The 25,821-nt window shown below is 44.5% G+C and carries 22 protein-coding genes; 19 read left to right on the top strand and 3 right to left on the bottom strand.

Annotated elements, in window-relative coordinates; genetic code table 11:
* Window positions 1-35: 35 nt before the first annotated feature.
* The 3 genes from CWE06_RS10585 to CWE06_RS10575 all read right to left on the bottom strand — a co-directional run bounded on the left by CWE06_RS10585 (window position 36) and on the right by CWE06_RS10575 (window position 4,024).
* Window positions 36-1,337 (bottom strand): amidohydrolase, encoded by a 1,302-nt coding sequence (locus CWE06_RS10585; RefSeq protein ID WP_126793911.1) that lies wholly within the window; start codon window positions 1,335-1,337, stop codon window positions 36-38.
* A gap of 329 nt (window positions 1,338-1,666) precedes the next feature.
* Complete coding sequence (locus tag CWE06_RS10580) at window positions 1,667-2,380, bottom strand: phosphoribosyltransferase (protein ID WP_126793910.1); 714 nt, start codon at window positions 2,378-2,380, stop codon at window positions 1,667-1,669.
* 132 nt (window positions 2,381-2,512) lie between these two features.
* Complete coding sequence (locus tag CWE06_RS10575; protein WP_126793908.1) at window positions 2,513-4,024, bottom strand: MBL fold metallo-hydrolase RNA specificity domain-containing protein; 1,512 nt, start codon at window positions 4,022-4,024, stop codon at window positions 2,513-2,515.
* Between the two features lie 903 nt (window positions 4,025-4,927).
* Between CWE06_RS10575 and CWE06_RS10570 the strand changes: the two genes are divergently transcribed.
* The 19 genes from CWE06_RS10570 to CWE06_RS10480 all read left to right on the top strand — a co-directional run bounded on the left by CWE06_RS10570 (window position 4,928) and on the right by CWE06_RS10480 (window position 25,712).
* Entirely contained in the window at window positions 4,928-5,173 is a 246-nt protein-coding gene (locus CWE06_RS10570; protein WP_126793906.1) for a hypothetical protein, read from the top strand.
* A 119-nt stretch (window positions 5,174-5,292) separates the two neighbouring features.
* Window positions 5,293-6,414 (top strand): polysaccharide export protein, encoded by a 1,122-nt coding sequence (locus CWE06_RS10565; RefSeq protein ID WP_126793904.1) that lies wholly within the window; start codon window positions 5,293-5,295, stop codon window positions 6,412-6,414.
* Window positions 6,415-6,416: 2 nt separating this feature from the next.
* On the top strand, window positions 6,417-6,848 hold the full coding sequence (locus CWE06_RS10560) for a low molecular weight protein-tyrosine-phosphatase (RefSeq protein ID WP_126793902.1): 432 nt from the start codon (window positions 6,417-6,419) through the stop codon (window positions 6,846-6,848).
* Between the two features lie 75 nt (window positions 6,849-6,923).
* Window positions 6,924-9,185 carry a polysaccharide biosynthesis tyrosine autokinase gene (locus tag CWE06_RS10555; protein ID WP_126793900.1) on the top strand — a complete coding sequence of 754 codons (2,262 nt, stop codon included), beginning with the start codon at window positions 6,924-6,926 and terminating at the stop codon, window positions 9,183-9,185.
* A gap of 40 nt (window positions 9,186-9,225) precedes the next feature.
* A complete protein-coding gene (locus CWE06_RS10550; protein WP_126793898.1) occupies window positions 9,226-10,542 on the top strand; it encodes a lipopolysaccharide biosynthesis protein in 1,317 nt (438 codons plus the stop codon).
* Window positions 10,539-11,627: an EpsG family protein gene (locus CWE06_RS10545; protein ID WP_126793896.1), complete on the top strand. Its 1,089-nt coding sequence runs from the start codon at window positions 10,539-10,541 to the stop codon at window positions 11,625-11,627. Before CWE06_RS10550 ends, CWE06_RS10545 begins: the two co-directional genes overlap by 4 nt.
* 46 nt (window positions 11,628-11,673) lie before the next feature.
* Window positions 11,674-12,732 (top strand): hypothetical protein, encoded by a 1,059-nt coding sequence (locus CWE06_RS10540; protein WP_126793894.1) that lies wholly within the window; start codon window positions 11,674-11,676, stop codon window positions 12,730-12,732.
* On the top strand, window positions 12,729-13,802 hold the full coding sequence (locus tag CWE06_RS10535; RefSeq protein ID WP_126793892.1) for a glycosyltransferase: 1,074 nt from the start codon (window positions 12,729-12,731) through the stop codon (window positions 13,800-13,802). The genes CWE06_RS10540 and CWE06_RS10535 overlap by 4 nt, the downstream gene beginning before the upstream one ends.
* A gap of 12 nt (window positions 13,803-13,814) precedes the next feature.
* A complete protein-coding gene (locus CWE06_RS10530; RefSeq protein WP_126793890.1) occupies window positions 13,815-14,813 on the top strand; it encodes a glycosyltransferase family protein in 999 nt (332 codons plus the stop codon).
* Window positions 14,814-14,861: 48 nt separating this feature from the next.
* A complete protein-coding gene (gene wecC / locus CWE06_RS10525) occupies window positions 14,862-16,055 on the top strand; it encodes a UDP-N-acetyl-D-mannosamine dehydrogenase (RefSeq protein WP_126793888.1) in 1,194 nt (397 codons plus the stop codon).
* A gap of 20 nt (window positions 16,056-16,075) precedes the next feature.
* Window positions 16,076-17,221 (top strand): non-hydrolyzing UDP-N-acetylglucosamine 2-epimerase, encoded by a 1,146-nt coding sequence (gene wecB / locus CWE06_RS10520; RefSeq protein WP_126793886.1) that lies wholly within the window; start codon window positions 16,076-16,078, stop codon window positions 17,219-17,221.
* Window positions 17,222-17,233: 12 nt separating this feature from the next.
* The gene (locus tag CWE06_RS10515; RefSeq protein WP_126793885.1) at window positions 17,234-18,853 is read left to right on the top strand and encodes a heparinase II/III family protein; all 1,620 of its coding nucleotides are present in this window, start codon (window positions 17,234-17,236) and stop codon (window positions 18,851-18,853) included.
* A complete protein-coding gene (locus tag CWE06_RS10510; RefSeq protein ID WP_126793883.1) occupies window positions 18,850-20,031 on the top strand; it encodes a glycosyltransferase family 4 protein in 1,182 nt (393 codons plus the stop codon). Before CWE06_RS10515 ends, CWE06_RS10510 begins: the two co-directional genes overlap by 4 nt.
* 2 nt (window positions 20,032-20,033) lie before the next feature.
* On the top strand, window positions 20,034-20,987 hold the full coding sequence (locus tag CWE06_RS10505) for a UDP-glucose 4-epimerase family protein (protein WP_126793881.1): 954 nt from the start codon (window positions 20,034-20,036) through the stop codon (window positions 20,985-20,987).
* Window positions 20,987-21,676 (top strand): PIG-L deacetylase family protein, encoded by a 690-nt coding sequence (locus CWE06_RS10500; RefSeq protein ID WP_126793879.1) that lies wholly within the window; start codon window positions 20,987-20,989, stop codon window positions 21,674-21,676. Before CWE06_RS10505 ends, CWE06_RS10500 begins: the two co-directional genes overlap by 1 nt.
* Window positions 21,677-21,727: 51 nt before the next feature.
* On the top strand, window positions 21,728-22,309 hold the full coding sequence (locus CWE06_RS10495; RefSeq protein WP_126793878.1) for a sugar transferase: 582 nt from the start codon (window positions 21,728-21,730) through the stop codon (window positions 22,307-22,309).
* Between the two features lie 112 nt (window positions 22,310-22,421).
* Entirely contained in the window at window positions 22,422-23,171 is a 750-nt protein-coding gene (locus tag CWE06_RS10490) for a methionyl-tRNA formyltransferase (RefSeq protein ID WP_241972543.1), read from the top strand.
* On the top strand, window positions 23,168-23,719 hold the full coding sequence (locus CWE06_RS10485; RefSeq protein WP_198679089.1) for an acetyltransferase: 552 nt from the start codon (window positions 23,168-23,170) through the stop codon (window positions 23,717-23,719). The genes CWE06_RS10490 and CWE06_RS10485 overlap by 4 nt, the downstream gene beginning before the upstream one ends.
* 52 nt (window positions 23,720-23,771) lie before the next feature.
* Window positions 23,772-25,712 (top strand): polysaccharide biosynthesis protein, encoded by a 1,941-nt coding sequence (locus CWE06_RS10480; protein WP_126793874.1) that lies wholly within the window; start codon window positions 23,772-23,774, stop codon window positions 25,710-25,712.
* Window positions 25,713-25,821 lie beyond the last annotated feature (109 nt).

Genomic DNA, 25,821 nt, shown 5'->3' with positions numbered 1-25,821 from the left:
CGGGGCTGGAATGGCATTCCAGCCCCGGTCCCGAATTACTCCGCCGAAAAGTTTAGCGTCCAGTTGATAAAGAGCTCGGTGCCGACTTTCATAGCCGCTTCGTCAGGGTTGAAGAATGGCGAATGGTTGCCCGGAGCCGTTGCAGGATCTTGGCCGTAAGGCGTTGCACCAAGAAACACATACTTGCCGGGTACCTCGAGGGCAAAGAACGAGAAGTCTTCCGAGGCCGTGCCGAGAGAGGCTTCCGTTAAGTACGCATCGCCGACGACCGCGCGCGTGGTGGGTAGCATCCTTTCCATCAAATCGGGGCTATTGATAGTGACCCGATATCCCTCGTTAATAACCACTTCGGCTGTAGCGCCGTGTGCAGCAGCAGTTGACTCGGCAACGCGGGTAAACTTCTCGAACATTTGCGCGCGCGTGTCCATGTCGAAGTTACGCATAGTTCCCTCAAGGTAAACCTCGTCAGGGATAATATTGTTGCGCACACCACCTTGAATAACTCCGAAACTCAGCACGGCTGGCGCTTTTGTAAGGTCGAGCTTGCGGCTGACAATACTTTGGCTGTTCGTGACAATAGCTGCTGCCGCGACGATGGGGTCGACGCCGCCCCATGGGCGCGAGCCGTGAGTTTGTTCACCGCGGACACGAACGTTGAAGCGGTCAGACGAGGCCATGATTGGGCCGGAGCGGTAGCCGACGTGGCCGGTGTGGCTCATGGAACCGACGTGAATGCCGAAGATTGCGTCTGGGCGCTCGAAACGTTCGAAGATACCTTCTTTGATCATAAGTTGCGCACCACCTTCTTCGCCAGCTGGCGCGCCTTCTTCAGCAGGTTGGAAAATGAACATGACCGAGCCGCTAATGTCGTCGCGGTTTTGCGCTAAATATTCCGCCGCGCCCATGAGCATGGCGACGTGCATGTCGTGGCCGCAAGCGTGCATGACGGGGACTTCGGCGCCGTTAAACTCGGCGGTGACGGTGGATGCAAATGGCAGGCCGGTTTGTTCCCGTACGGGCAGGGCGTCCATGTCTGCGCGCAAGGCGACAGTAGGACCGGGCTTTGCGCCGCGTAAAATACCGACGACGCCGGTGTGGGCAATGCCGGTGTGCACTTCCATGCCGAGCGCCTCGAGGTGTTCAGCAACCAATGCAGCGGTGCGGAATTCGCGATTGCTCAGCTCGGGGTGTTGGTGAATGTCGCGGCGCCATTCGATGACGCGCTGTTCGAGGTTGGTGTCGATGCGAGCCGGTTCCGTGGAGCCTGCGGCAAATGTTGGCAAGGTGAATGCGGCCGAAGCGGCGCAAAGTGATAAAGCGAGTAACGATAGTTTCATAGGGGTTCCTCCACCTCAGTATACGTGGGCAGCGGAGAACCCCTCCTTGTTTCGCATTAGGCGCGCCCGGTAGAACCCGTAGCTGGAATGACAACGAAAAAGGGAGCCTAGAAAGGCTCCCTATGTTTTTTCTTACGACCAGATTAGCTGGAAGGAGAAGCCGCTGCCATTCTCAACTGCCTTTTACTCCTTACGAGTCGACCGCAGTATAGGTGCTTGCACGGACCCACAAGTTTTACAACTTGTCTCATATTTAAAGACCGAAGGGGCGTAAACTTGGTCTAGCGCTCATAGTAGTTGTTTCTCGTGTAAAATTCAAGTGACGTACATTATAACGCGCTAAATAAACAGACTGCGCCTACAACAGTGAAGTTATTGTATTTCAATAAGTTGGCGGCATTTGTAATGGTTGTTCCTGTCGAAAGTAAGTCATCAACTAGCAACAATTTTGTAGTTGGTAGCTGCCCTAGCAAATCAGAGTTTATGGATATTGGATTGAAATAACTACGGATTCTGTTGCGCATTTCTTTGAGATTGACCAACTCATTTGGGTCAAGCTTGTTAAAGGTCGCTAATTGAGAGTTAATTTCAGCTTGATGTTGTTTCTTAACTGCGTGGGGATCAAAGTTTGCAAGAACCTCTGCGACAGTCGCCTTTCTGAAAATGCGATTGAAAATCTGAGCCCCGTTTTTTCTCGCGATGCGACGGGCAAGAATTTCGGCTATAGGATAAGAAGAAGGTAGTGTTACCAAACAAGCGCCTGGAAACTTATCAATAATTTTATAAAGGATAGCGTCGAAACTAGGTTTGAACTTCACTAGCTCGCGACTGCGTATTCTATACCCTCGTGTTTTCTTTAATGCATAAATAAAAGGGTTGCCGTCTCGTTCTTTGTCGCCATCTTTGGTCCGACGATACACACTTTGAGTAACAAGACCGGGATATTTTTTAAATACCGGATTTCGAGAAGGGCAAGTCACGAGACGTTTGTGGTGGCCTTCATTCAAAGTCACATATTTATCTTCCGTAACATCGATACCCAAGTGAATCCCTTTCAATTTTTCGCAGTGCGCGCGCCCGAAGGGTGCGCACAATGCGCAGCAAATGTATCTACAGCGAACCGAACCTTTCGGATAGCTTCTTAAATCAGTGGGTTAGCATTCCAGCCCCGGTCCCTAACCGCATTCCAGCCCCGGTCCCGAATCACACGCGCAGGTGACGGGGAGGCCGGGGAAGCGGGTGCGCAGGGTGTCGGCGAAGGCGCGCTGGACGTCGGGATCACCGTGCACGAGGCGGACGTGGCCGACATAGGCAGCGTTGGCGATAAACTCGATGAGCTCGTCTTGGTCGGCGTGTGCCGAGTAGCCGCCGAGGGTGTGAATTTGCGCTTTAATGTCGACGCGCTCGTTGTCGAGCATGACATAGCCGCCGCGTGGGCCATATTTCTGAATGTCGTGGCCGGGTGTACCTCGCGCTTGAAAGCCAACAAATAACACGTCGGTGCGCGGGTCGGGCAGCAAGGCTTTTAAATAATTCACCATACGGCCGCCGGTGCACATACCGCTGGCGGCAATGACAATGCACGGGTCGCCGGTACTGCGCAGGTAGTTCACCAAGCGCAAATGTTCGTCGTGAGTTTCGACAATATGCAACCGCGCAAAATTCAACGGGTGCCGGTTCTCCGCCACACGCTCAAGAGCCTCTTCGTCCCACAACGCCTTCATTTTTCGGTATTGGTGCGTAAATTCCGCAGCCATTGGCGAGTCGACTACAACCATTATATTGTCCCAAATGTCGCTTACTGGGTTTTCCTCCACTGAGTTTTCCGCCATTGAGTCTGCAGCAACCGCCGCCCCCGCAGCAACCCCCAAACCCGCAGCCTGATACCCATGAATAATATCCTCAAGCTCATACAGCAGCTCTTGCGTGCGGCCGATACTAAACGCCGGAATCAGCACCGCGCCGCGGTCGGCCACACAATGCTCAATCACCTGCCGCAGGCGGTCTTGCCGCTCTAGGCGACTTTCGTGATTCTTGTCGCCATAGGTGCTTTCCAAAACCAGCACATCGGCGAACTCAAGCGGCTCAGGGTCGGGCAGTAGCGGCGAATTCTTGCAACCAAGGTCGCCCGAAAACACCACCCGCTGCAGCTCCTCGCCGGTGTCAATGTCGCATTCCACATACGCCGAGCCAAGAATGTGGCCGGCTTGACGAAAACGCACACGAAGCGGCTCGCTGACCTGCGCCCACTCTTTATAGTCGAGCGGTTGCAGCAGGCCGTCGAGCAGTTTCAGCACCGCGCTAATTAACTGCGAATTGCGGGTAATGCCAACTTTCAGGGCGTCTTCAATGACCATCGGCAGCAAATGCGCAGTGGCGGCGGTGCAATAAATCGGCCCGCGATAACCGGCAATAAGCAACCAGGGCAGGCGGCCGACGTGGTCGATGTGGCAGTGGGTGATGACCAGCGCCTCAATGTCGCTAATGTCGAATTCGATCGCCTGTTGCATCCGTTCGCGTGACTCCGCGTCCATCGCGGCAGTGAACGAGTTCGCCGCCGACTCCGTTTCCGCCCCCTGAAACAAACCAATATCTATGAGCACCGCCTGACCGTTGGGCAGCCGAAGCTCGTGACAAGAACCGGTCACGCCCTGAGCCGCACCGTGATGAACGATTTGAACTTCCATGTAAACCTCCTTTTTAGGTTCGGAAATGTAACGCTTCGACATTGAAGCTGCGTTCACTTTAGCAAAGGCCAACGAAGATGCACGTCCAAAAACTGTCAGCGATCGCTGAATGTGCTCATTGCGGACCGGGGCTGGAATGCCATTCCAGCCCCGGTCCCCAATGCGATGTAACAGTTAGTTACAATATTGCGCGCAAGCGAAATTTGCGCCAATACAGCGGGTTAGCATTCCAGCTACGGTTCACAATGTGATTCCAGCCCCGGTTCCTAACCAATTTTTTACATTTGAGCGTTGGATGAGGGGAAATTTTGGGGTATACTCGGCACTCGCTTGTAGGTCTTTGAAAGCTGCTTAAATTAAGCGCTGCAGAGACTTTATGGGTTGTGCAAAAAGCAATCAATTTGATGTGCAAATGACAATTCAGCAGGCGAGTCGAGAGCGAAGAATTATGGAATGCTGTAAATTTGGTATGGAAGCTAAAGAATCATTGCGGTCTTATACGCGTTCGGCCACACCAAACACAGTCTTATGGAAAACCGCGGCCATGTGCTATCTTTCAGCGGTTCGATTACAAAAAAATTCTTCATCTCAAAGCCCATGCTTTGGCGTTTTCTGCTGCGTGGGCTAAACAGTTTGAGTAATATTAAACTGAACGAAAAGTAAACAAAGAACACAAAATAAAAAGACTTTGGGATTTTGGGGCCCTGAACCCACGGGCGGTAGCGTGCCTGCGCGCCAACAAAGCGCCAACAAACACGCTCAAAAGCACCCGTACAAAACCCACAAAGTCACTCCCCCAAAAAAACAATAATAAAAACATCAAAAACGGCTAAAAAAGCACGTTTACTGCGATCGCACTTCCGTATGAAACTGAAGTGTCACAGGGATACACAAGGACTGACGATGGGTGAAACATTACATTCTCGCTACAAAGTAGAGATTCTCAGCGGCGATGACGTCATTATTACTCTAGGCGCCCCGAAAACTACGTCGGTGCTGAACGTAATTACGATGGCTCAACGCGAAATGAGCCGAATTCCGACTGCGAGCCATGCGGTTATCCGCGGTTTAAGTGGCAAAACGGTCGAAATTGATGCGGACGACGGTTGGATAAGTGCCCACATTGCGGCGATTAAATTGCGGACGTAAGCTATTCAAAGTCTTAAACCACTAAATAAGCTACAATTTAATGGTTTATTCGACGTATGTAACGTACCGCAAAGTTCTATACTAAGTAGCATAAAGACAACAACAAGGTAAAAAACGGCATGAGTGGATCTCTTCAAAAGTTAATCGTTGCTACTATTGCAACCGTCGTGCTCTCAGGTTGTGCAATGTTCCCCGGCACTCACATGCCAACCAACCAAGACACCGTAAACGCCCGCGAAGACCTCAACGAACAGGTTCGTATTTACGCCATCACCCCCAGCCTTGTAAATCAGTTGCGCACGCCGCAAACCACTCCGGAACTAAACCCAGAACTCGAGCAAATGCGTGCAGAGTATGACTATGTGGTCGGTGTTGGGGATATCCTGAACATCACCGTGTGGAACCACCCTGAGTTAACCATTCCTGCCGGCTCAATGCGTAGCGCCCAAGAAGCAGGGAACTGGGTACACAACGACGGTACCATCTTCTACCCGTATGTCGGCAAACTCCCTGTTGCTGGCAAACGCGTCACACAAATTCGTGAAGAGCTCATTGCCAAGCTCGAAAACTACATCGAAAACCCTCAAGTGGATGTCACCGTTGCGGCGTTCCGCTCAAAGCGCATTTACGTCACTGGCGAAGTCATGCAGCCAGGCACACTCCCCATCACCAACGTCCCTCTTACCTTACTCGACGCTATTAATCATTCTGGCGGCATTACCGAACTCGCCGACTGGCGCAACGTGGTCTTAACCCGTGAAGGCCGTGAGTATCGCTTTTCTCTGCAGGAACTGTATCAGCGTGGCGACACCCGTCAGAACGTGCTGCTAAAAGCCGGCGACGTTTTGCACGTTGAACGTAACGATGCCAACAAAGTATTTGTCATGGGTGAAGTGAACGAGCCGCGCAGCGTGATTATGGGTCGTGCTGGCATGACCTTAGCCGAAGCTATTTCTGACGTCGGTGGCATTAACAACATGCACGCCAACGCCTCGGGTGTGTTTGTCATGCGTTTAGCGCCGAATGACGCGGAAAACTTAATTGATGTGTTTCAGTTGGACGCACGACAAGCGTCTGCGTTGGTTATGGCCGACCAGTTCCGCTTACAAGAGCGTGACATTGTGTACGTGACCACGGCACCAATGAGCCGCTGGAACCGCATTGTTAGTCAGTTACTGCCGACCGCGCAAAGCTTGTACTTCTTGAGCTTGACTGAAGACACAATCACGACACGTAACTAATTATGTTTAACAAAATACTCGTTGTTTGTATTGGCAATATCTGCCGCTCGCCAACTGCAGAGTTTCTGCTAAAGCGGGAACTACCGCATAAAGACGTTGCGTCGGCAGGTTTGTATGCCATGCAAGGGCACGACATGAATGATCAGGCGCGGACAATTGCGGAAGCAAACGGTGTGCCGTGCCCGGAGCATACAGCGCGACAGTTTACGTCGGAGCTGGCCAAGCAGTACGACCTGATTTTAGTGATGGAAAAACGTCACCGCGACGACATTGCCAAGCGTTTCCCTGAAGCTTTGGCGAAAACCATGTTGCTCGGCCACTGGGACGGCGGTAAAGACATTCCGGACCCTTACAAAAAGAGCGACGAAGTATTTAAGCAGATTTTCAAAATGCTCGAAACAAGCGCGTTAAGCTGGTCGAAAAAGCTTGTTTAACTCGACATTCACCATGAATTTTAAGATTAACTTGAAAGCGACAATAGAATGACTGATTCAACCAAAGTAAGCAGTATGTCTCAGAGTAACTCTTCAAATACAAGCGCAAATGACGAGATCGATTTAGGTCGCTTAATTGGAACCCTATTTGATTACAAATGGTGGGTGATCGGCTGTACCTTTGCAGCAGGCGCCATTGGTGCAAGCTATGCTATTTTAACCAACCCGACCTATCAAGCCGATGCACTATTGCAAGTTGAAGAGAAAGCCAAAGGCATTCCCGGCTTAGGTGACTTAGGCGAAATGTTCGCGCAAGAAAGCTCAGCGGTAACCGAAATTGAGATTATCCGCTCGCGCATGGTGGTGGGTACGGTAGTGGACCAACTGCGTTTAGACATTCAAGTGCAGCCTAAACGTTTCCCTATTATTGGTGATTGGATGGCGCGCCGTTACAGTGGCGACGAGCCAAAACCGGCGAATGTGTTCACTAGCTATGCCTGGGGTGGCGAAGCACTCGAAGTAAGCGAATTGCGTTTACCACGCGCACTTATTGGCGAAGGCTTAACGCTAGTTGCTGGCGAAGCGACTGCCAACAGCAGCGGCAACAGCCAAACCCGCTTTACCCTTGAATTTGACGGACAAGTATTGGTTAATGGCGTTACAGGCGAAACCATTGAGCAAACCACACCATTTGGCCAAATAACCATTCGTGTGGCAGAAATTCAAGCGCGACCAGGAACTGAGTTTAGTGTGCAGCAACAGCACCGTTTGCGCGTGATTAACGATTTACAACAAGAAGTCAGGGTGAGCGAGCGTGGCCGCCAAAGTGGTATTTTAAGTGCGACGTTAGCGGGTGAAAACCCACAACAGATTCAGCAAATTTTACACGCGATTACGCAAGAATATTTGCTGCAGAACATTCGCCGTAACGCTGCGGAAGCGGAAAAGAGCTTAGAGTTTTTGCAAGAGCAGCTGCCAGAAGTGCGCGCAGACTTGCAAATAGCCGAAGACAAACTGAATGCTTACCGGTTACAAAGTGAGTCGGTGGACATTCAATTGGAAACCCAGGGCTTATTGCAACAAATAGTCGAGCTTGAAAAGCAAATTAATGAGTTGGCATTCCGTGAAGCTGAGCTTAGCCGCTTATACACGCGTAACCACCCGACTTATAAAGCGCTCATTGAACAGCAAGACAAGCTGCGGGCAGACCGCGACCAGCTGCGGAGTCAAATTCAAAACCTGCCAGAAACCCAACAAGAAGTATTGCGTTTAACCCGCGACGTGCAAGTGAACCAAGAGATTTATGTGCAGCTATTAAACCAAGTGCAAGAGCTGAACATTATGCGTGCAGGTACGGTTGGCAACGTACGTATTATTGATGACGCCATGGTGCGGATTGAACCGATTGCACCAAAAAAGGCATTAATCCTTTTACTCTCACTCATTCTTGGCGGCATGGTGGGTGTTGGTATTGCATTTGTACTTGGTTTTGTCCGCCGTGGTATTGAAACACCAAAAGAATTAGAAGACGCAGGCATTTCTGTGTATGCGTCGGTGCCGCTGTCTGAACAACAGCTGAAAATTGAAGACAAGATTAAACAGGCCGTGCGCCGTAGTAAAAACCACGCAAACAAACAGAAATTTAATACCTTGTTGTTAGCGCGAGACAACCCGGAAGACAACGCCATCGAAGCGTTACGTTCACTGCGCACGAGCCTGCACTTTGCCATGATGGAAGCCAAGAACAAGATTGTGATGATTTCTGGCCCAAGCCCAGAAGTTGGAAAAACATTTGTGACTTCAAACTTAGCGGTGGTACTTGCACAGGCAGGTATGAAGGTATTGATTATTGATGCTGACTTACGCCGTGGCTATTTACACACTACGTTTAGCTTAAGCAATGACAACGGCCTTTCAGACCTACTAGCGGGACGGACAGACCGCAATACGGCAGTGCAAAAAACCGATGTTGAAAACCTAGCGTTTATGGCACGTGGTACCGTGCCACCAAACCCTTCAGAGTTGCTGATGCACAAGGGCTTTGCGGAGTTGCTGGAATGGGCAAACGAAAGCTACGACATCGTACTAGTAGACACACCTCCGATTCTTGCGGTTACGGACCCAGCCATTGTTGGCCGTTACACCGGCACCAACTTAATTGTTGCACGCTTTATGAAAAACCAAGTGAAAGAAGTGGAATACACCATAGAACGCTTTGAGAAAGCCGGTATTGAAATTAAAGGTGTCATACTGAATGGCATTGAAAGAACTGCCCGTAGCTCCTACGGTTATGGTAGTTATGGGTATTATTCATACGGATATGAAAGCGTTAAATAAAGTTAATAAGTCGTAATGGAACAACAATAGGCATCCGACGTTGAAGGTAATCGCAAAAGCAATGACCAATGGTTTCTTATTTAAAGGCCTTGGAATGCTCTTAATGCTAATAAGTTCAATTTTAGTATCCAGGATATTTGGTATAGAATTTTTAGCTATCTATGCGGTTTTCCATACTTTAATCTATATTATTTCAAGTGTCTTAAGGTTTGGTTGCGACCTTTGGTATCTATCACATAGGACGAGCTTAAAAGGGAGTAGTCAAAATGGATTATCTAAAGCAATAAGATTTTTATCTATAAATCTAATGATAATGATATTTATGTCCTTATTGATAGGTGCTTATATTGAAAGTTTTTCGCAAGTTGACTTACTCATTCTTGTTATTATTGGTTTTTTTCATGCCAACCTTTACTTGTATGCTGCGGAATTGAAGACAATAGGGAAAGGTGCTCAGTCTATAATATTCGAATCAGGCTGTATAATGGTTCTGTTTGTTCTTTTTCTTATCGCAAACTCTATCTTAGAGTTTTTTTCAATTCAAAATCCAGAACGAACCATCCTATTCTTTATGTTTCTTACATACTTAATTGGGTTTTCTTATGTTTTAAATAGATTTGGTATTGTAGATTATTTTTGCTCTGCACTTAGAGAACGAATTAAATATTTTCGTTTCGCTCAGCTCAGTCGGGATTACTTTTTAATTAATTTTTTTTCATCTTCTTTTTTTCAGCTAACGCCAGTAATTACGATCGGCTTGATCGGGGCGCAAGCATTAGGAGAATATCGAGCAGCAGAGCAATTAGCCATATTATCAAGCTTAATGCTCTATGTTATAAATGCAATTTTGCCACCACTTGTTTCCTATATATATTCACATGGGAGAAAAGAGGACTTCTTTCTTGTTACCCGCGCTACTGTTTTAATATCTGGTTTTGTAGGGCTGTTAGTCTTTCTAGCTATTGCCGCACTAGGTAAGCCTCTGCTTGGAATTTACGGGGTAGAAAGTAATCAAGTTTTCTATTTGCTGCTTATACTTTCGGCTGGTCAGCTTATAAACACTCTAAGTGGTCCTTGTGCATACATTGCTATGCTTATTGGTTACCAAGAAAAGGTCAGAAATATCACTGTTATTAACAATATTGTATGCTTGGTCATACTCGTACCGATTTCCTACTACTTTGGCTCTCTAGGTGTGTCACTGATAGCTCTAGCCTATTTCTTAATCCAAAATGGCTCTATTTTGATTCTTCTCTACAAAGAGGAAGACGTAATGCTATTGAACTTTGACTATCGGGCTTTAAAGCGATCTGCAACCGTGATAGAACGCTACCTTAGTGAAGTGAAGAGTCGATGATTTTTATTTCGTTCTTTACAATAGCTGCAATATTTACTTGTATTCAGTCGTTACTTCCAAATACAACAGCTGCACTTAATAAATTTGTATTTTCTATTTTCAGCATCCTCCTAATAATTGTTGTAGGGTTTAGGTACGACTCAATAGATTACTATGCTTACATCGACATATTTCATCGAGTAAGCTTTAGTGAATTTGGATTTCCATTTTATCGCTCAGTTGGAGATACCACCGGTAATGAATTTATATTTGCGACAGTTGTATCTATAATAAAAGCTCTGGGGCTTAATCACACGACTCTTTTTGTGGTTGTTGCCACTTTCTCAATTGGAATAAAGTTTTACCTTTACTCGCGATTACAGTACTTCTGGCTTGGTTGCTTGTTGTTTATGTCATTTATCTTTTTTAAAGAGCTTTCACAGATTAGAAGTATGCTCGCAGGTAGCTTTGTAATGTTGGCCTTATTTCTATATTCAAGTAGCAAAGGCCGAGCAGGAACCATGCTCTTGCTGTCGTCTGGGCTAATTCAGGTTTTCTCATTTTCTAGCTTATTTTTTATTTTCATTAAGAAAATTATTACGCCTGGGCTGTTTTTAGTAATTATAGGTTTAAGTTTCGCAGTCGCTATAGCTTACGGTGGTATAGGGAATTTATTAATATATGCTTCTACATTTTTTGGGGCGTCGGTTTCCAATAAGGTTATTGGTTACTACTATGGTGCATTTAATTATGAGTCAATTAGCCTTAATTACTTTAATTTAACCTCACTCTTTTTTGCATTGTATTTTCTAATTTATAGAATGAAACTTGGTTTTGAGAGTAGTCTGCAAGACATATTAATTTATGCATTGGCATTCGGTGTTTCAATGTATTTTCTATTTTTCGATTTTAATACTGTAGCTAGCCGTTTCTCTGATTTATTCATTATGTTGTCACTTTCATTTCTAATTCCACTGCACTTAGAGTATCAAAAAGGATTGGTTTACCGTCATATAGTGATTTTTGGAATGGTTATATACAGTTCCGTCTTGTTTTGGTTTAATTTTAGCAATACGCCGGCGTATTCCTCAGTGTTAGTGAGTTAATAAGATGCAATATAGGTATTATAAAATTGGTAAAGTGAACTTTCGAGTGGAAGCTGCTGACACTTTACATCGCTCTTTAAGTTATGATTTCAGAGCTGGAGATAGGGTAGACAATGAACTCCCTCTTTACGATATTACTTTTATCTTTTTAAGTAACAAAAAATTTCTTAATTTCGACCGTGATCGGGAAGGCATTATTGAGTACTCAAACCATATTGCAGACTTTCTCTACTATAAAGACGCGACTGGATTAGTGGTTTGCGTTGTTTCTTTGAAGTCTTCATTACGAATGAAACTAGGTAAAAAGATTCCTAATCTCTTACAAAAGCTATTAACGATTAAATTTGTAACAGCTGCGGAACAGCAATATGCGTCCATTTTATATAATGTAATTCTGTTTAACGTTTTTATGGTGTCCTTGTCAAAAGGACATATTATTATGCATGCTAGCGCTTTTGTCGCTGATTCAAGAGTTCATGTTTTGAGTGGGTCGGGTGGGGTTGGTAAAACCACGCTTTCTTACACGGCACTTAAAAAATTTGGTGCAGAATTTTTGGCAGATGACTTAGTTTATGTTGATGATGCTGGTAATTGCTATATAAATCTGATGGCCGTTCATGTGTATCCATATAACGGTGTTAGTTATGATCAGGTTTCATTTGACGAAGGGACTTTTTTACGCAAGTTAGGATTTATTCATTGGCACTTTCGACGTCTTATTTTCGGAGTGAAGGCAGTCTGCAGGCGAGTTCCACCTCATCGTTTATATACATTATCAAAAACTGAAGAATTATTACCGATTGATAAGCTCACGTGGTTACTTCCAAAATCGAAAGGCGATAGCTACGGTGAAGGTATCGATGCTTATATATCGCATCATTTAGCAGTGTTAAGAACAGAGTTTAAAGGTGCGTATGAGTTAATTGCATATAATTCTCACTTTTTTAGATTCTTCGGTATCGACTCTATCGAGAATATAGAAGATGCTGAAAACTATATATCGAAGGTAATGAAGAAGGCGCTTTTGTCAACAAAGTTTAGTATCTTAGTTAACGACTTCTCAAAGACCCCAGAGGATTATTGTAAAAGGATCTTGCAACAATGAGAATCGCTGTAGTAATTAGTACATTGTCATCCGGTGGCGCTGAACGCGTTGCTGTTATTTTGGCAAACTTGTTAACTTCAAATGGTCATGATGTGACTATAATAACTACGTACTCTAATGCTGTTGATGTATACAACACAAAGAATTTGAAGAGGGCATCGTTAGCATTCGAAAATTACAATAAATTTAATAGCTTGATAATGAAAACTTTTCTGTTAAGAAAAAAATTAAAAGATTTTGATTATGTGATTGCTTTTAAGACCTTTGAGTCGATTAGAGTTATTTTTTCCTGTTTAGGACTTAAAACGAAAGTGGTAGTGTGCGAGCATAACCATTATTATTCCGTTGATTCTCGATTTATAAGGTTCCTGAGAAATATCGCTTACATTCGAGCTAGAGCAGTTACAGTTCTTACAAGCAGAGACGTTGAGCAATATCCAATTTTATTAAGAAGTAAATTAAAAGTTCTTGCGAATCCCCTTGGGATAGAGTCAATTGGCTTAAGTTTCGATGAGGTGAAACGATCAACACTTCGCAAGCTTAATCGGGATACTATCACTTTATTAGCGGTAGGGCGGTTAACAAAGCAGAAAGATTATCCTTTGATGTTAAACATACTCTCGTGTTTGCCAGTTCGCTTTGAGCTAGTAATAGCAGGGACGGGCCCCGACGAGATATCACTTAAAGAACTAGCATTTGAGCTAGGAATAGAAGAGAGAGTTCGATTTGTCGGTTTTGTTAGCAATATAGAAGAACTTTACTCTACTAGTAGCGCTTTGGTTTTAACTTCAAAGTATGAAGGGCTCCCTATGGTAATACCTGAAGCAAACTCTCGGGCGTTGCCCGTTTTTTCAGTAGATTGTCCTACAGGGCCTAGAGAGTTAATAGTTCACGACAAGACAGGTTACTTGTTTAATACCAGATCCCCAGTCGAAATTGCGTCTAAAATTGATAGTCTTATTTCGTCACCTGATACTATGGTGAATTTCTCTTGGGAATCTTATTTATTAAGCAATAATTACTCAAATGAGAATTTCGTTGAGGAATTTACTCGGATAGCCAAGATATAGAATTTAACCTTTATGAAAAAAGTCGCAATATTTAGCCCAGTTTATCCCAGAGTGGGAGGAATTGCATCCCATTCACTAAGGTTGCAGAGATTCTTGTCGCAAAAAGGGCACAAGGCAATAGTGGTTGATTTAAAACTATTAAATGCCCTAAATGAAAAAGGTGTTTTTAAAAGACTAGGTTTACCAGAACTCTTTTTTTTAGTATTTGCTGCTAACAATTGGCATGTCCAACTGTCATCGCCTATAATTAATTCAATTTTAATTGTTCTCGGGTTCTTTTTTCGAAAGCGCGTTATTTACACTCACCATAACAACAGGCGACCTCCAACCTATTTTTTAAAAATAATGTCCTTTTTCTCCGTGCATACAATATTTGTAAATGGTAAGCTGGGGAAAGAGCTAGACAAGGAAATTCCTCCTGATTTCTTATCAATTATTCCAGCCTACATTCCTAGTAGCTTTGATATGTGCGATGTTGGTCAATCAGCAAACATAGCCCATGTTGATAGGACATCGCCAACCATATTTATGATTGCGACATCTTATGCTGAATTCGAAGGCCATGACCTATATGGCGTAAGATTTGCGTGTAGAGCTTTGAGTATGCTAGCAAGTAGTCATTTGGCACCTGATTTTAATTTTGTAGTAATTGATACGACTGGCAAGTACAAATCTACCATGGAATCTAGCTCCAGTGCTTTATTGCGAGAACGTACTTATTATTTCGATAGAGCTATTAATATTCAGGAGTTACTCAAATTTGCACAATTATTTATTCGACCAACGATGACCGATGGCGATGCATTGTCTGTTCGAGAAGCTCTATGCTCTGGGTGCAATGTTTTATGTAGTGATGTTGTAGAGCGTCCTCAGAATGCAGTGGTATATCGTTCTTTGGATTTTAATGATTTTCTTTTTAAGACGAAAGAGTTACTGAACAAAGAGCGTAGTTTAGCTTCGGACAATGAAGGGACTAAATTCGCCGATTCGGTTATATCTATTTACCAATAGATATAAAAACAACTATTCTATTCGAAATTCTATGTACGGAGTTACATTATGGTGGTATGCGTAGTTGGCCTTGGTTATATTGGCTTGCCAACAGCTGCTCTATTGGCGAACCAAGGTCATCGAGTGATTGGTGTAGATGTTTCCTCATCAGTGGTCGATGTAATTAATCGAGGAGAAATCCACATTGTTGAGCCTGAACTGGACGCCTACGTAGCTAAAGTAGTCAAATCTAAGGGGTTAATAGCTTCATTAACGCCTTCACCGGCTGATGTTTTTATACTTGCGGTTCCTACACCATTTCACGGCAATCATGTTCCAAATATAGATTATGTTGTTGCAGCAACTAGATCAATTGCTGGCGTTGTCAAGAAAGGCGATCTAGTTATCCTCGAGTCGACATCTCCTATCGGAACTACAGAGCGAGTTGCTGAAGTCCTTACAGAAGAGGGGGTAGATGTTTCGTCATTGTTTATCGCTCATTGTCCAGAGCGAGTGCTGCCTGGTCACATTATGCGAGAGCTGGTTGAGAACGATCGAATTGTCGGAGGACTTACCGCGGAAGCCGGTCAAAAAGTTGCGGAGTTCTATCGGGGCTTTGTTTCTGGAGATGTATTGGTAACTGACGCTCGAACAGCAGAGATGGCAAAATTAACTGAGAACAGCTTTCGTGATGTGAACATTGCTTTTGCAAACGAACTTTCTATTTTGTGCGAGAAATTTAGCATTGACGTTTGGGAATTGATTCGGCTGGCGAACAGACATCCTCGCGTTAATATTCTCCAACCTGGAACTGGAGTTGGAGGCCATTGTATTGCCGTGGACCCATGGTTCATCGTGCATGCCGGAGGCGATGATGCTCGAATTATTCGAGCTGCACGAGAGATAAATGACTATAAAACAGTGTGGGTTATAGACCGCATTTTAAGTCAAATAGAATCATTTAAAACTAATAATGGTCGGAGCCCATTGATTGCGTGTATGGGGTTAGCGTTTAAACCAAATATCGATGACCTCCGAGAAGCTCCAGCACTTGAGGTTTTCCATTCGCTTCAAAATGCTGGAGTTGATGTACTTGCAGTAGAGCCGAATCTATCAGAGCACAAATCGATTAAGTTAACTAGCTATCGAGATGCTGCACAGAACGCAGATATAGTGGTTTATCTTGTCGCTCATAATGAGTTTAAGCACTTGCATGTGAACGGAGAAATCCTCGATTTTTGCGGTGTAACTGTAACGGTTTAACGGATTGAAAAGGGCAATACGTGAAGATACTACTGGCATTTGGTACGCGACCCGAAGCCATTAAGATGGCACCATTAGTCAAAACACTACAAGCGGAAACTGATTTCGAAGTTGTTGTAGCTGTCACTGCTCAACACAGAGAAATGCTTGATCAAGTCTTGAAGTTGTTTGAAATAACTCCAGACTACGACTTAAATTTAATGCGTGCTGGACAAGACTTATATGACATAACTGCGGGTGTGCTGCTTGGGCTCCGCGATGTTTTAGACCAATCTAGGCCCGATATAGTCCTCGTGCATGGTGATACAGCTACAACTTTTGCAGCAACACTGGCCGCTTTTTATGCTCGAATCCCAGTCGGTCATGTTGAGGCAGGATTACGTACTCATGATTTATATTCGCCATGGCCCGAAGAAGCTAACCGCCAACTTACAGGTCGAATAGCAAAATGGCATTTCGCACCGACAGAAAGGAATAGACTTGATCTACTCGAGGAAAATGTAGCGAGAGATGCGATACTTGTGACTGGCAATACTGTGATTGACGCATTGCACTGGGTTACTGAAAAGATCAAACAAGATAAGACACTGCGTATTTCGATTCAAAACCAACTAATTAAAGCAGGTCTTTCAATCGATCTTTCAAGCAAACGCTTCGTATTGATCACGGGCCATCGTAGAGAGAACTTTGGACAAGGTTTCGAGAGTATCTGCCAAGCACTTCGAACACTGGCTATCAATCATCCTAATGTTCATTTTGTTTATCCAGTTCATCTTAATCCAAATGTTCAGAGGCCAGTAAAGACTTTGTTGGCAGGGTTAAACAATGTTCACCTTATAGAGCCTCTTGGCTATGAGCCATTTGTACAACTAATGCAGCAATGTTATTTAGTATTGACCGATAGCGGTGGTGTTCAGGAAGAAGCTCCAGGACTTGGTAAGCCAGTTTTAGTTATGCGAGACACAACTGAGCGACCTGAAGCAGTGGAAGCAGGAACAGTAAAATTAGTTGGCACTGATGTAGTAGCTATTGTTGAGAATGTTACTGTATTGCTTAATGACGAATCCAAATACTCTGAGATGTCTCGAGCACACAACCCCTATGGAGACGGAAAAGCTTGTAGCCGAATTGCAACTTTTTTGAGTCAAGTGAAGGCAACAAGTTAATCTGACTTATTTATGTTAAAAGGGCTTTTATTGTTGCTACGTACCGTTCGTTACTTGCGTTTAAAACAAGTGACGTTCCAGATATGGTATAGATTAAGACCGATACCAAGAATAGCCGGTACTGCTAAAGCTGAAATTAAGACATTTAATGAGTGGCATGGGCATCTTTACTCTTCTCAGTCGTTCTTTTCGGAATCAAGATTCAACTTTCTGAATTTTAGCTTTGAGATAAGAAGTACCGATGACTGGCACTCTCCGATATTAGAAAAACTATGGCGATATAATCTACATTATTTTGATGACCTAAACTCAACGAATAGTGATCAGAGGGTGTTAGAACATGAAAGGTTAATCCACAAATGGATTAATGAGAATCCAATTATGCATGGGGACGGTTGGGAAGCTTATCCGCTTTCACTTCGAATTGTTAATTGGATAAAGTGGTGTTCGCGTAATCCTGAGTATGTAGATCAAACCATTCTTAATAGCCTGCATACGCAGGTGAGAGCGTTAGAAAAACAATTAGAGTTCCACATACTAGCAAATCATTTGTTCGCTAATGCGAAAGCACTTGCGTTCGCGGGGCAATTCTTTGCAGGATTAGAAGCCAAACGTTGGCGCAAATTAAGTAACCGACTTCTCACAGCAGAGCTAAAAGAACAGTTTTTAAATGACGGCGCTCACTACGAACGCTCACCGATGTATCATTGCATTTTGATGTGGGATCTTTTAGATCTCTATTGTTTGTTTAGTTCACGTGATCCAGAAGCAAGGCCTGTCATCGAGAAAATAAAAGTTAAAGTTGAGAATGGATTAAGTTGGTTATCGAATATTATTCATACAGATGGTGAAATCCCCTTTTTTAATGACTCAACATTCGGGATTGCGCCTAAAGTGCACCAAATCCAAGAATACGCAGAAGCGCTAGGTATAAGGCCTTCTTTACTTCAGCTGGACCAAAGCAATTTTATTAAGCAAAAAGTTGGACCATTTACTCTAGTGGCTGACGTTGGTGAAATAGCGCCCAAGTACCAGCCTGGTCATGCTCATGCGGAAGCGGGCTCGTTTGAACTATCAATCGGCACACAACGCATACTAGTGAACTCTGGAATCGATGAATATGGAATGAGCCGTCGTCGACTTAAACAAAGATCAACTTGTTCGCATAACACGGTTGAGATTATAAGAGACGGTCAAGTATTGAATAGTTCTGAAGTTTGGTCAGGTTTTCGAGTGGCACGGAGAGCAAGCGTAAGTAAACAAATTACCGAACACTCATTTGAATGCAGAATCGAAGGTTTCTGGTTGAACAACATAACCTCTACTCACGTTCGTAAATTTGATTTTGGAGCTCAAAACAAGAAGAGCCTCGTAATCCATGACGTAATATCTAGCGGAGTATTTGGATGTGCACACTTTCACTTCCATCCGGCGTGTCAATTGTCAGTTTTAGACACACACAGTTTAGCGGCAGAGGTTGGCGGATCTTTAGTTCATATAAATTTTTCAGAACATGCGGAAACACTTAGGATAGAGTGTGGTGAGTGGTATCCGGAATTTGGTAAAGCAATACCGAACAAGAAAATTTCTGTTCTCTTTAAGGACAAGTTGGTAACAACGATTTCATCATGAAGATACTTTTTTTAACTTATTACTTTGAGCCAGATTTGTCTGCTGGTTCATTTAGAGCTACAGCGCTAGTTAAAGAGCTAGAGGAGCAGCTTCCAAAGGGAAGTAAACTAGACGTAGTTACAACACAACCTAACCGGTATCACACATATACAAAAGAGTCATGCGATATTGAGCGACGGGATATCACGACGATTCACAGGATAAAACTGCCAGAACACAAGAATGGATTTATAGATCAGGCGCTCACTTTTCGACACTATGTCAATTTTGTGCGTAGAGTTACAAAAGGGCAGTCTTACGACTTGGTTTTTGGCACTTCGTCAAGACTTATGACTGCAGTTTTAGCTTCATATATGTCAAGAAAACTAAAAGCAAAGTTATTTCTTGATATCCGGGATATTTTTGTCGATACAATTTCTGATGTTTTTCCAAAGTATATTACAGCATGGGCTTTACCGATGTTTGGCATACTAGAACGTTACAGTATAAATCATGCAGATAAAGTAAACTTAGTTAGTGAAGGGTTCCGTTCGTATTTTCAACAGAGGTATACATCATCACGTTTTATGTATTTTCCGAATGGGATAGATGAGGTTTTTATAAATCACCCTTGGCCAAAACCTAAAGGAGTTCAAGAAGTTACTGTAATCCTGTATGCAGGGAATATGGGTGATAGTCAAGGCTTACACATAATTGTACCACCATTAGCAAAACAATTGGGTGAAAGATATCAATTCAGATTGATTGGAGATGGAGGTAAACGATTATTACTTGAAGAGAAAATAAGGAAGTATCAATTAGAAAATGTTGAATTGATTCCTCCTATAGATAGGGCCTCTTTACTTGCAGAGTATTCAAGAGCAGATATATTGTTTTTACACCTTAATGACGTTCCAGCATTTGAAAAAGTACTGCCGTCTAAATTGTTCGAGTATGCTTCAACGGGAAAACCAATCGCTGCAGGCGTTGGAGGCTACGCAGCAGAGTTTATTAGTGAGAAAATTCGAGGTTCAAAAGTTTTTCAACCTTGTGATTATGAGTCGGGTGCTAAAGCTATTAAAGAATTAGCAGTCAGCTCAGAGATAGATAGAACAGACTTCGTATCATCTTACTCTAGAACATCTATTTGCAAGGAGCTAGCAGAACAAATCATTAAAACTTCACGAGAACCCAATTAGTTATGAAGAATGTTGCAATCACAGGAGTTTCAGGTTTCCTTGGGCAATTCTTAGCTGAAAAATTGACGTCAGTATACTCTATTCTTGGTGTGGTTAGAAAAAAAAGCAACTTTCCTTACGTAGGTTGTGAAATAGATGAAAGCCTGACTTTGCGAAGATGTGCGTGGCTTGAAGGTATTGATGTAGTTATTCATTGTGCGGCTCGAGCCCATATAATGAATGAAAGCTCGAAGGATCCAATTTCTGACTATCGAAAAGTAAATACAGCGGGAACTTTAAACCTAGCTCACTTTGCAGCTATTTCTGGAGTAAAACGATTTATTTATATTAGTTCCATAAAAGTGCATGGCGAACGAAATCATGGAAGAAACGTGATTATCGAGGAAGAACAGCTTGAGCCGGTTGATCCGTACGGTATTTCAAAGTTAGAAGCAGAGATAGGTTTGCGGAAAATAGCGGCTGACACAGGGATGGAAGTCGTTATTATTCGACCTCCGTTAATTTATGGTCCGGGTGTGAAAGCTAACTTTGAGAGTATGATGAAATGGCTTCATAAAGGATTACCTATACCTTTAGGTTTGGTTAAGAATAAGCGTAGTTTGGTTGGCATAGATAATTTATGTGATTTTATCCAATTGTGTATTGAACATCCCGAAGCTGCAAACGAAGCCTTTTTAATTTCTGACCAATGTGACGTTTCAACATCAGAATTATTACAGAAGCTGAAAAAGTCATTAAGCAGTAAATCGGTTATTATGCCGGTTCCTGTTCCTTTAATGAACTTTGGTGCGAAGCTTATAGGTAAAGGGCAAATGGCACAACGCTTGTTTGACGACCTATATGTATCTTCAGAGAAGGCAACTCGTTTACTTGGCTGGAAACCCCCTTTTTCCATGCAGGAGCAGTTGGATAAAACAGCGTTGCACTTTATACAACATGCAGGGGAGCGCACCTAATGGAAAGACCGGTTAACTTAGTGGTCGTAGCCCACCCCGACGACGAAATACTTGGATTCGGAGCTACGGGAGCGAAACTTGCTGCTGCAGGTGAAATTATTCAACCTGTTATTCTTTGTGGGAATGTTGACGTTCGCAGCCACCGTCCGTCAGATGACGAGTTATACACCGACATGTGTAATGCTAATGCGGAGGTTGGGTTCAACGAACCGGTGCTTGGCTCATTTCCAAACATTCGCATGAATACAGTTCCGCACATTGAAATAGTGCAGTTCATAGAACAACAGATCGAAAAGTTTAAGCCGACTCGCATTTTTACTCACCATCCTGGCGATTTGAACGACGACCATGTGCAAATCTCTAAAGCTTGTCAGGCAGCAGCGCGTTTGTATCAGCGCCGTTCGGATATTCCGCCGCTTGAAAGTCTGTATTTCATGGAGATATTGTCATCATCGGATTGGAGTTTCTCAACAACCGGCGAAAATTTTATTCCCTCGACTTTTGTTGAAATTGGCGAAGAATTCTTAAACAAAAAAATCAAAGCCCTTGGCCACTACCGCAAAGTCATGCGGCCTTTTCCTCACCCGCGGAGTGACGAAGTTTTGCGCGGACTTGCTGCGTACAGGGGCGGTCAAGCTGGTCAGAATTATTCTGAGGCATTTCAACTCGTATTTAAACAAGGTTTATAGTTCGAGCAAATCTATTTCTTATAATGGTTCGGCTTTCGCAATGGAGTGTATGTGAAAACAGCATCTTTCTATGAGCAAGTTGGCAAACGGCTTGTTGACTTTTTAATCGTTATTTCTGCCACAATTCTTCTTCTTCCATTTATGGTGCTTATCGCCGTATTAATAAAGATATTTGACCCAGGCCCCGTTATCTTTAAGCAGAAAAGAGTTGGGCGCTATGGCGAAACCTTCGATTTCTACAAGTTTCGTAGTATGCCAATTAATACCGGCGACTTACCATCAGATAAAGTCGGGCAAGTTAAGCTGACCTGGGTTGGCAAATTCATTCGAAGAACTAATCTAGACGAGCTTCCGCAACTTTTTAACGTACTCAAAGGTGATATGAGTATTGTTGGACCTCGACCACCCATTCCAGCCCAAGCCGAATTGACCGAGCTTCGCCAGAAAAATGGTGCACTGAATTGTCGTCCAGGGCTAACAGGTTTAGCGCAGGTATCGTCGTTTGATGGAATGAGCGTACCAGAAAAGGCAGCTTTTGATGGAAAGTACGCGAAGAACGTAACTCTACTATCAGATATTAAAATTATCTTGCGTACCTTTGTTTACTTGCTCAAGCCACCACCCGTGTATTAGAAGAAGGGATTCCACGATGAGTATGCCTAGAATTGGATTCGTCACTTGCGTACAGCTTGGACTATCATGCATGGAAGCCCTGTATAGTGCAGGTGGAAAACTTAGTTTTGCTATGACGCTCCATGATGATCAAGCAATTAATAAGTCAGGTCGAGTCTATCTCGATAATTTCTGTTTAAAGCACAATATTCCGTTGCTTAAATCGCGCCATGTAAACAACCAAGACGTAATTGAAGCGATTAAGCAGCATGAGATTGACTGGTTATTTATTATCGGTTGGTCGCAAATTGCTGGAAGTGAAGTATTAAATGCGCCAAAGCAGGGAGTGCTCGGTATGCACCCAACACTTCTACCTAAAGGACGAGGTCGAGCTGCAATTCCATGGGCTATTCTAAAAGGTCTAGATAAGACCGGAGTGACTCTGTTTAAGCTAGACACTGGCGTTGACACAGGGCCGATCGTCGACCAAGTGGAAATACCGCTCTCTGCTAAAACCACCGCATCTGAGCTTTACGAATTGGTTGACGAAGCGCACATTCGGTTAATGAAAAAAGTGGTGCCGGCGCTCATGTCAAATTCGATAACCTTAACAGAACAGGACGACTCGAAAGCGACGGAGTGGCCGGGAAGAAAACCAGAAGATGGTCGAATCGATCCAAAGGGTAACGTTCAGGATGCTGAGCGACTAGTTAGAGCTGTCACAAGACCCTACCCAGGTGCGTTCATTGACATTAATGGTCGTCGTTTTGTGATTTGGCAAGCAGAAGTTAAGTCAGAATCAACAACTAACGCAGGCTTTCAGTTCGAAGACGGTTGGCTTGAGTTTGTAGAGTTTGACGAAATGGAAATTCCATCAATATGAAGCGACTTTTTATCTTAGGTTCTGGAGGTTTTGGCAGAACCGTTGGTGAAGCGGCGAAATTAACTGGCGACTGGGAAGAAATTGCAATGCTCGACGATAATTTCCCTCAAGTTAGTTTGAGTGGTCACTTTGAAGTTGTAGGGAGATCTCAAGATCTAAAGCGCATTGCAGCAGGTTATGACGCAGCTATTTGTGCGATTGGGAACGGACAGGTTCGGAAAAAGCTTACGGAATCGATTCTCGATACAGGCTTGTCGTTAGCCACTATTATTCATCCCCGAGCATATGTCAGCGCAGATGCAACCGTTGGAGCTGGCACGAGCATAATGGCAGGTGTAGTTGTTGGGCCTTATGCTAAAGTTGGACGGGGCTGTATATTAAATGCAAATGCTACTGCTGATCATGACTCGATTATGGAAGACTATGCGCACCTAGGTGTCGGTGTTGCGATTGCTGGGTCCGCGACACTCCGCGAAGGTGCGTGGTTACAGGCAGGTCGCAGTGCAGGCTACGGAGTCGACGTGCCTGCATGGGAAGTTTGGAAATAGGTATTGTTGTCCTTGCAACAACACAACCATAGTTTACGGAAGCTAACCCTCAATGATGGACTTATTGTTTAAATTACCGCGTGGAGCAAAAAACAGTATCGCCTTAATGGTCGATGTACTCTTTTTGCTGTTTTCCCTATGGTTTGCCTTAAGCGTCCGCTACGAAACCTTGTACTTGCCAAATCACTATAGTGTTTGGCTCGTAACTGGTATTACCGTCGCCGCGTCCATTGGGGTGTTTAAACTACTCGGTTTGTATCGCGCTATTGTCCGCTATATCGGCTTTCGGGCATTAGTCACTGTGTCGATTGGGGTTAGCTTTTCTGCTGCGCTGCTGTATTTACTACGAGACTACTCCGCTTCGCCCATTCCTATTAGTGCGATTATCACCTATGCATTAGTGTCACTGCTTTTAATTGGTGGTTCGCGCTTGTTACTGCGCGGCTCGGTGCAACAGCGTAATCGCGGTAAACGCCAACCAGTGATTATCTATGGTGCTGGCGCTTCAGGTCGCCAGCTTGCCCAAGCTCTCATGAACGGCAATGAGTTTTACACCACAGCGTTTATTGACGACGACAGCACCCTGCATAACTCATCAATACTCAGCATAAGTGTGCACTCACCAGACGCTATTGAAACACTCATCCAGCGTAAAGGCGTTACACGAGTTCTATTAGCCATGCCTTCGGCCACTTTGCGTGAGCGAAAGCGAGTACTAGAGCGCTTAGAGCCGCTCACCGTGCAAGTAATGACCATTCCGGGCATGGCAGACCTTGTTTCCGGCCGACAAATCGACCTCCTTGAAGACGTGCGCGTTGAAGACCTACTTGGGCGAGATCCAGTACCACCACGCGAACATCTGATGGACAGAAACATCCGCAGCAAAGTCGTATTAGTTACTGGCGCAGGCGGTTCAATCGGCTCCGAGCTATGCCGCCAAATTGTGCGCTACAAACCAAAGTGCTTGGTATTGTTTGAACTAAGTGAATACTCACTGTACGCAATTGAACAAGAACTGCGTGAGCTTGTTGAAGCAGAAAGCCTGCAGGATGTTCGTATTGTACCCATTATGGGGACAATACAACGCCAGAACCGCATTGAAGCAGTGATGCGCGCCTTTAAAGTGCAAACCGTTTACCACGCCGCAGCTTATAAACATGTGCCCATGGTTGAGTACAACATAGTTGAAGCCGTGCGCAACAACGTCTTCGGTACTTGGTTTACCGGTGAGGCAGCCATTAATGCTGGGGTCGAGAACTTTGTACTGGTTTCCACCGACAAAGCCGTACGCCCAACCAATGTTATGGGCGCAACGAAACGCATGGCCGAGTTAGTGCTACAAGCACTGGCTAAACGTCAAGACTGGACCTGCTTCTGCATGGTGCGTTTCGGTAATGTCCTAGGCTCCTCAGGGTCCGTGGTACCACGTTTTCGCGAGCAGATAAAAGCGGGTGGCCCGGTTACAGTTACCGACAAAGAAATCACCCGTTACTTTATGACCATTCCCGAAGCAGCACAGTTAGTGATACAGGCTGGCGCGATGAGCTGTGACGGCAGTGGCACCGGTGGGGAAGTGTTCGTGCTCGATATGGGTGAACCCGTAAAAATTGAACAACTGGCACGCAAACTGATTCACCTTATGGGTAAATCAGTGAAAGACGACCAGCACCCGCGTGGCGACATCGAAATTCATTACTCTGGCTTACGGCCAGGTGAAAAACTCTATGAAGAGCTATTAATTGGTGATGACGTGCGCGCGACCGACCACCCGCGCATTATGACTGCCAACGAAATAGACTTACCGTGGGAAGAAGTTGAAGCATTGCTGACGGAACTTGATCAACACTGCCATGTGTTCCAAATTGACAAAGTGCATCAACTGCTGCAGAAAGCACCGCTGGCGTTCACACCCAACGATGGGATTTCAGACTTGGTGTGGCAAAGCACTAGCACTGCAAATAGCCCGTCAAGTAACAAGGAACATAGCCGCTGAAGCGGTGGTTACTCGTGTGTTTCAGTGGCTAGGCGATGCTTAAAGCACTAAAAACCGTCTATTCTTGTAAGCCATGGCTTAACTAGCAGCTTAGCTATTTCATTCCTGA

This window comes from Aliidiomarina haloalkalitolerans (assembly GCF_003987315.1).
GTDB classification, from domain to species: domain Bacteria; phylum Pseudomonadota; class Gammaproteobacteria; order Enterobacterales; family Alteromonadaceae; genus Aliidiomarina; species Aliidiomarina haloalkalitolerans.
Note: the sequence above shows the minus strand (reverse complement) of the source record. Positions and strands in the feature narration are given on the sequence as shown.

Excerpts from the sequence above, each read along its gene's own strand:
- CWE06_RS10585 (WP_126793911.1), bottom strand. The coding sequence starts at position 1,337 with ATGAAACTATCGTTACTCGCTTTATCACTTTGCGCCGCTTCGGCCGCA.
- CWE06_RS10575 (WP_126793908.1), bottom strand. The coding sequence starts at position 4,024 with ATGGAAGTTCAAATCGTTCATCACGGTGCGGCTCAGGGCGTGACCGGT.
- CWE06_RS10570 (WP_126793906.1), top strand. The coding sequence starts at position 4,928 with ATGGGTGAAACATTACATTCTCGCTACAAAGTAGAGATTCTCAGCGGC.
- CWE06_RS10565 (WP_126793904.1), top strand. The coding sequence starts at position 5,293 with ATGAGTGGATCTCTTCAAAAGTTAATCGTTGCTACTATTGCAACCGTC.
- CWE06_RS10560 (WP_126793902.1), top strand. The coding sequence starts at position 6,417 with ATGTTTAACAAAATACTCGTTGTTTGTATTGGCAATATCTGCCGCTCG.
- CWE06_RS10555 (WP_126793900.1), top strand. The coding sequence starts at position 6,924 with ATGTCTCAGAGTAACTCTTCAAATACAAGCGCAAATGACGAGATCGAT.
- CWE06_RS10545 (WP_126793896.1), top strand. The coding sequence starts at position 10,539 with ATGATTTTTATTTCGTTCTTTACAATAGCTGCAATATTTACTTGTATT.
- CWE06_RS10535 (WP_126793892.1), top strand. The coding sequence starts at position 12,729 with ATGAGAATCGCTGTAGTAATTAGTACATTGTCATCCGGTGGCGCTGAA.
- CWE06_RS10530 (WP_126793890.1), top strand. The coding sequence starts at position 13,815 with ATGAAAAAAGTCGCAATATTTAGCCCAGTTTATCCCAGAGTGGGAGGA.
- wecC (WP_126793888.1), top strand. The coding sequence starts at position 14,862 with ATGGTGGTATGCGTAGTTGGCCTTGGTTATATTGGCTTGCCAACAGCT.
- CWE06_RS10515 (WP_126793885.1), top strand. The coding sequence starts at position 17,234 with ATGTTAAAAGGGCTTTTATTGTTGCTACGTACCGTTCGTTACTTGCGT.
- CWE06_RS10510 (WP_126793883.1), top strand. The coding sequence starts at position 18,850 with ATGAAGATACTTTTTTTAACTTATTACTTTGAGCCAGATTTGTCTGCT.
- CWE06_RS10505 (WP_126793881.1), top strand. The coding sequence starts at position 20,034 with ATGAAGAATGTTGCAATCACAGGAGTTTCAGGTTTCCTTGGGCAATTC.
- CWE06_RS10500 (WP_126793879.1), top strand. The coding sequence starts at position 20,987 with ATGGAAAGACCGGTTAACTTAGTGGTCGTAGCCCACCCCGACGACGAA.
- CWE06_RS10490 (WP_241972543.1), top strand. The coding sequence starts at position 22,422 with ATGACGCTCCATGATGATCAAGCAATTAATAAGTCAGGTCGAGTCTAT.
- CWE06_RS10485 (WP_198679089.1), top strand. The coding sequence starts at position 23,168 with ATGAAGCGACTTTTTATCTTAGGTTCTGGAGGTTTTGGCAGAACCGTT.
- CWE06_RS10480 (WP_126793874.1), top strand. The coding sequence starts at position 23,772 with ATGATGGACTTATTGTTTAAATTACCGCGTGGAGCAAAAAACAGTATC.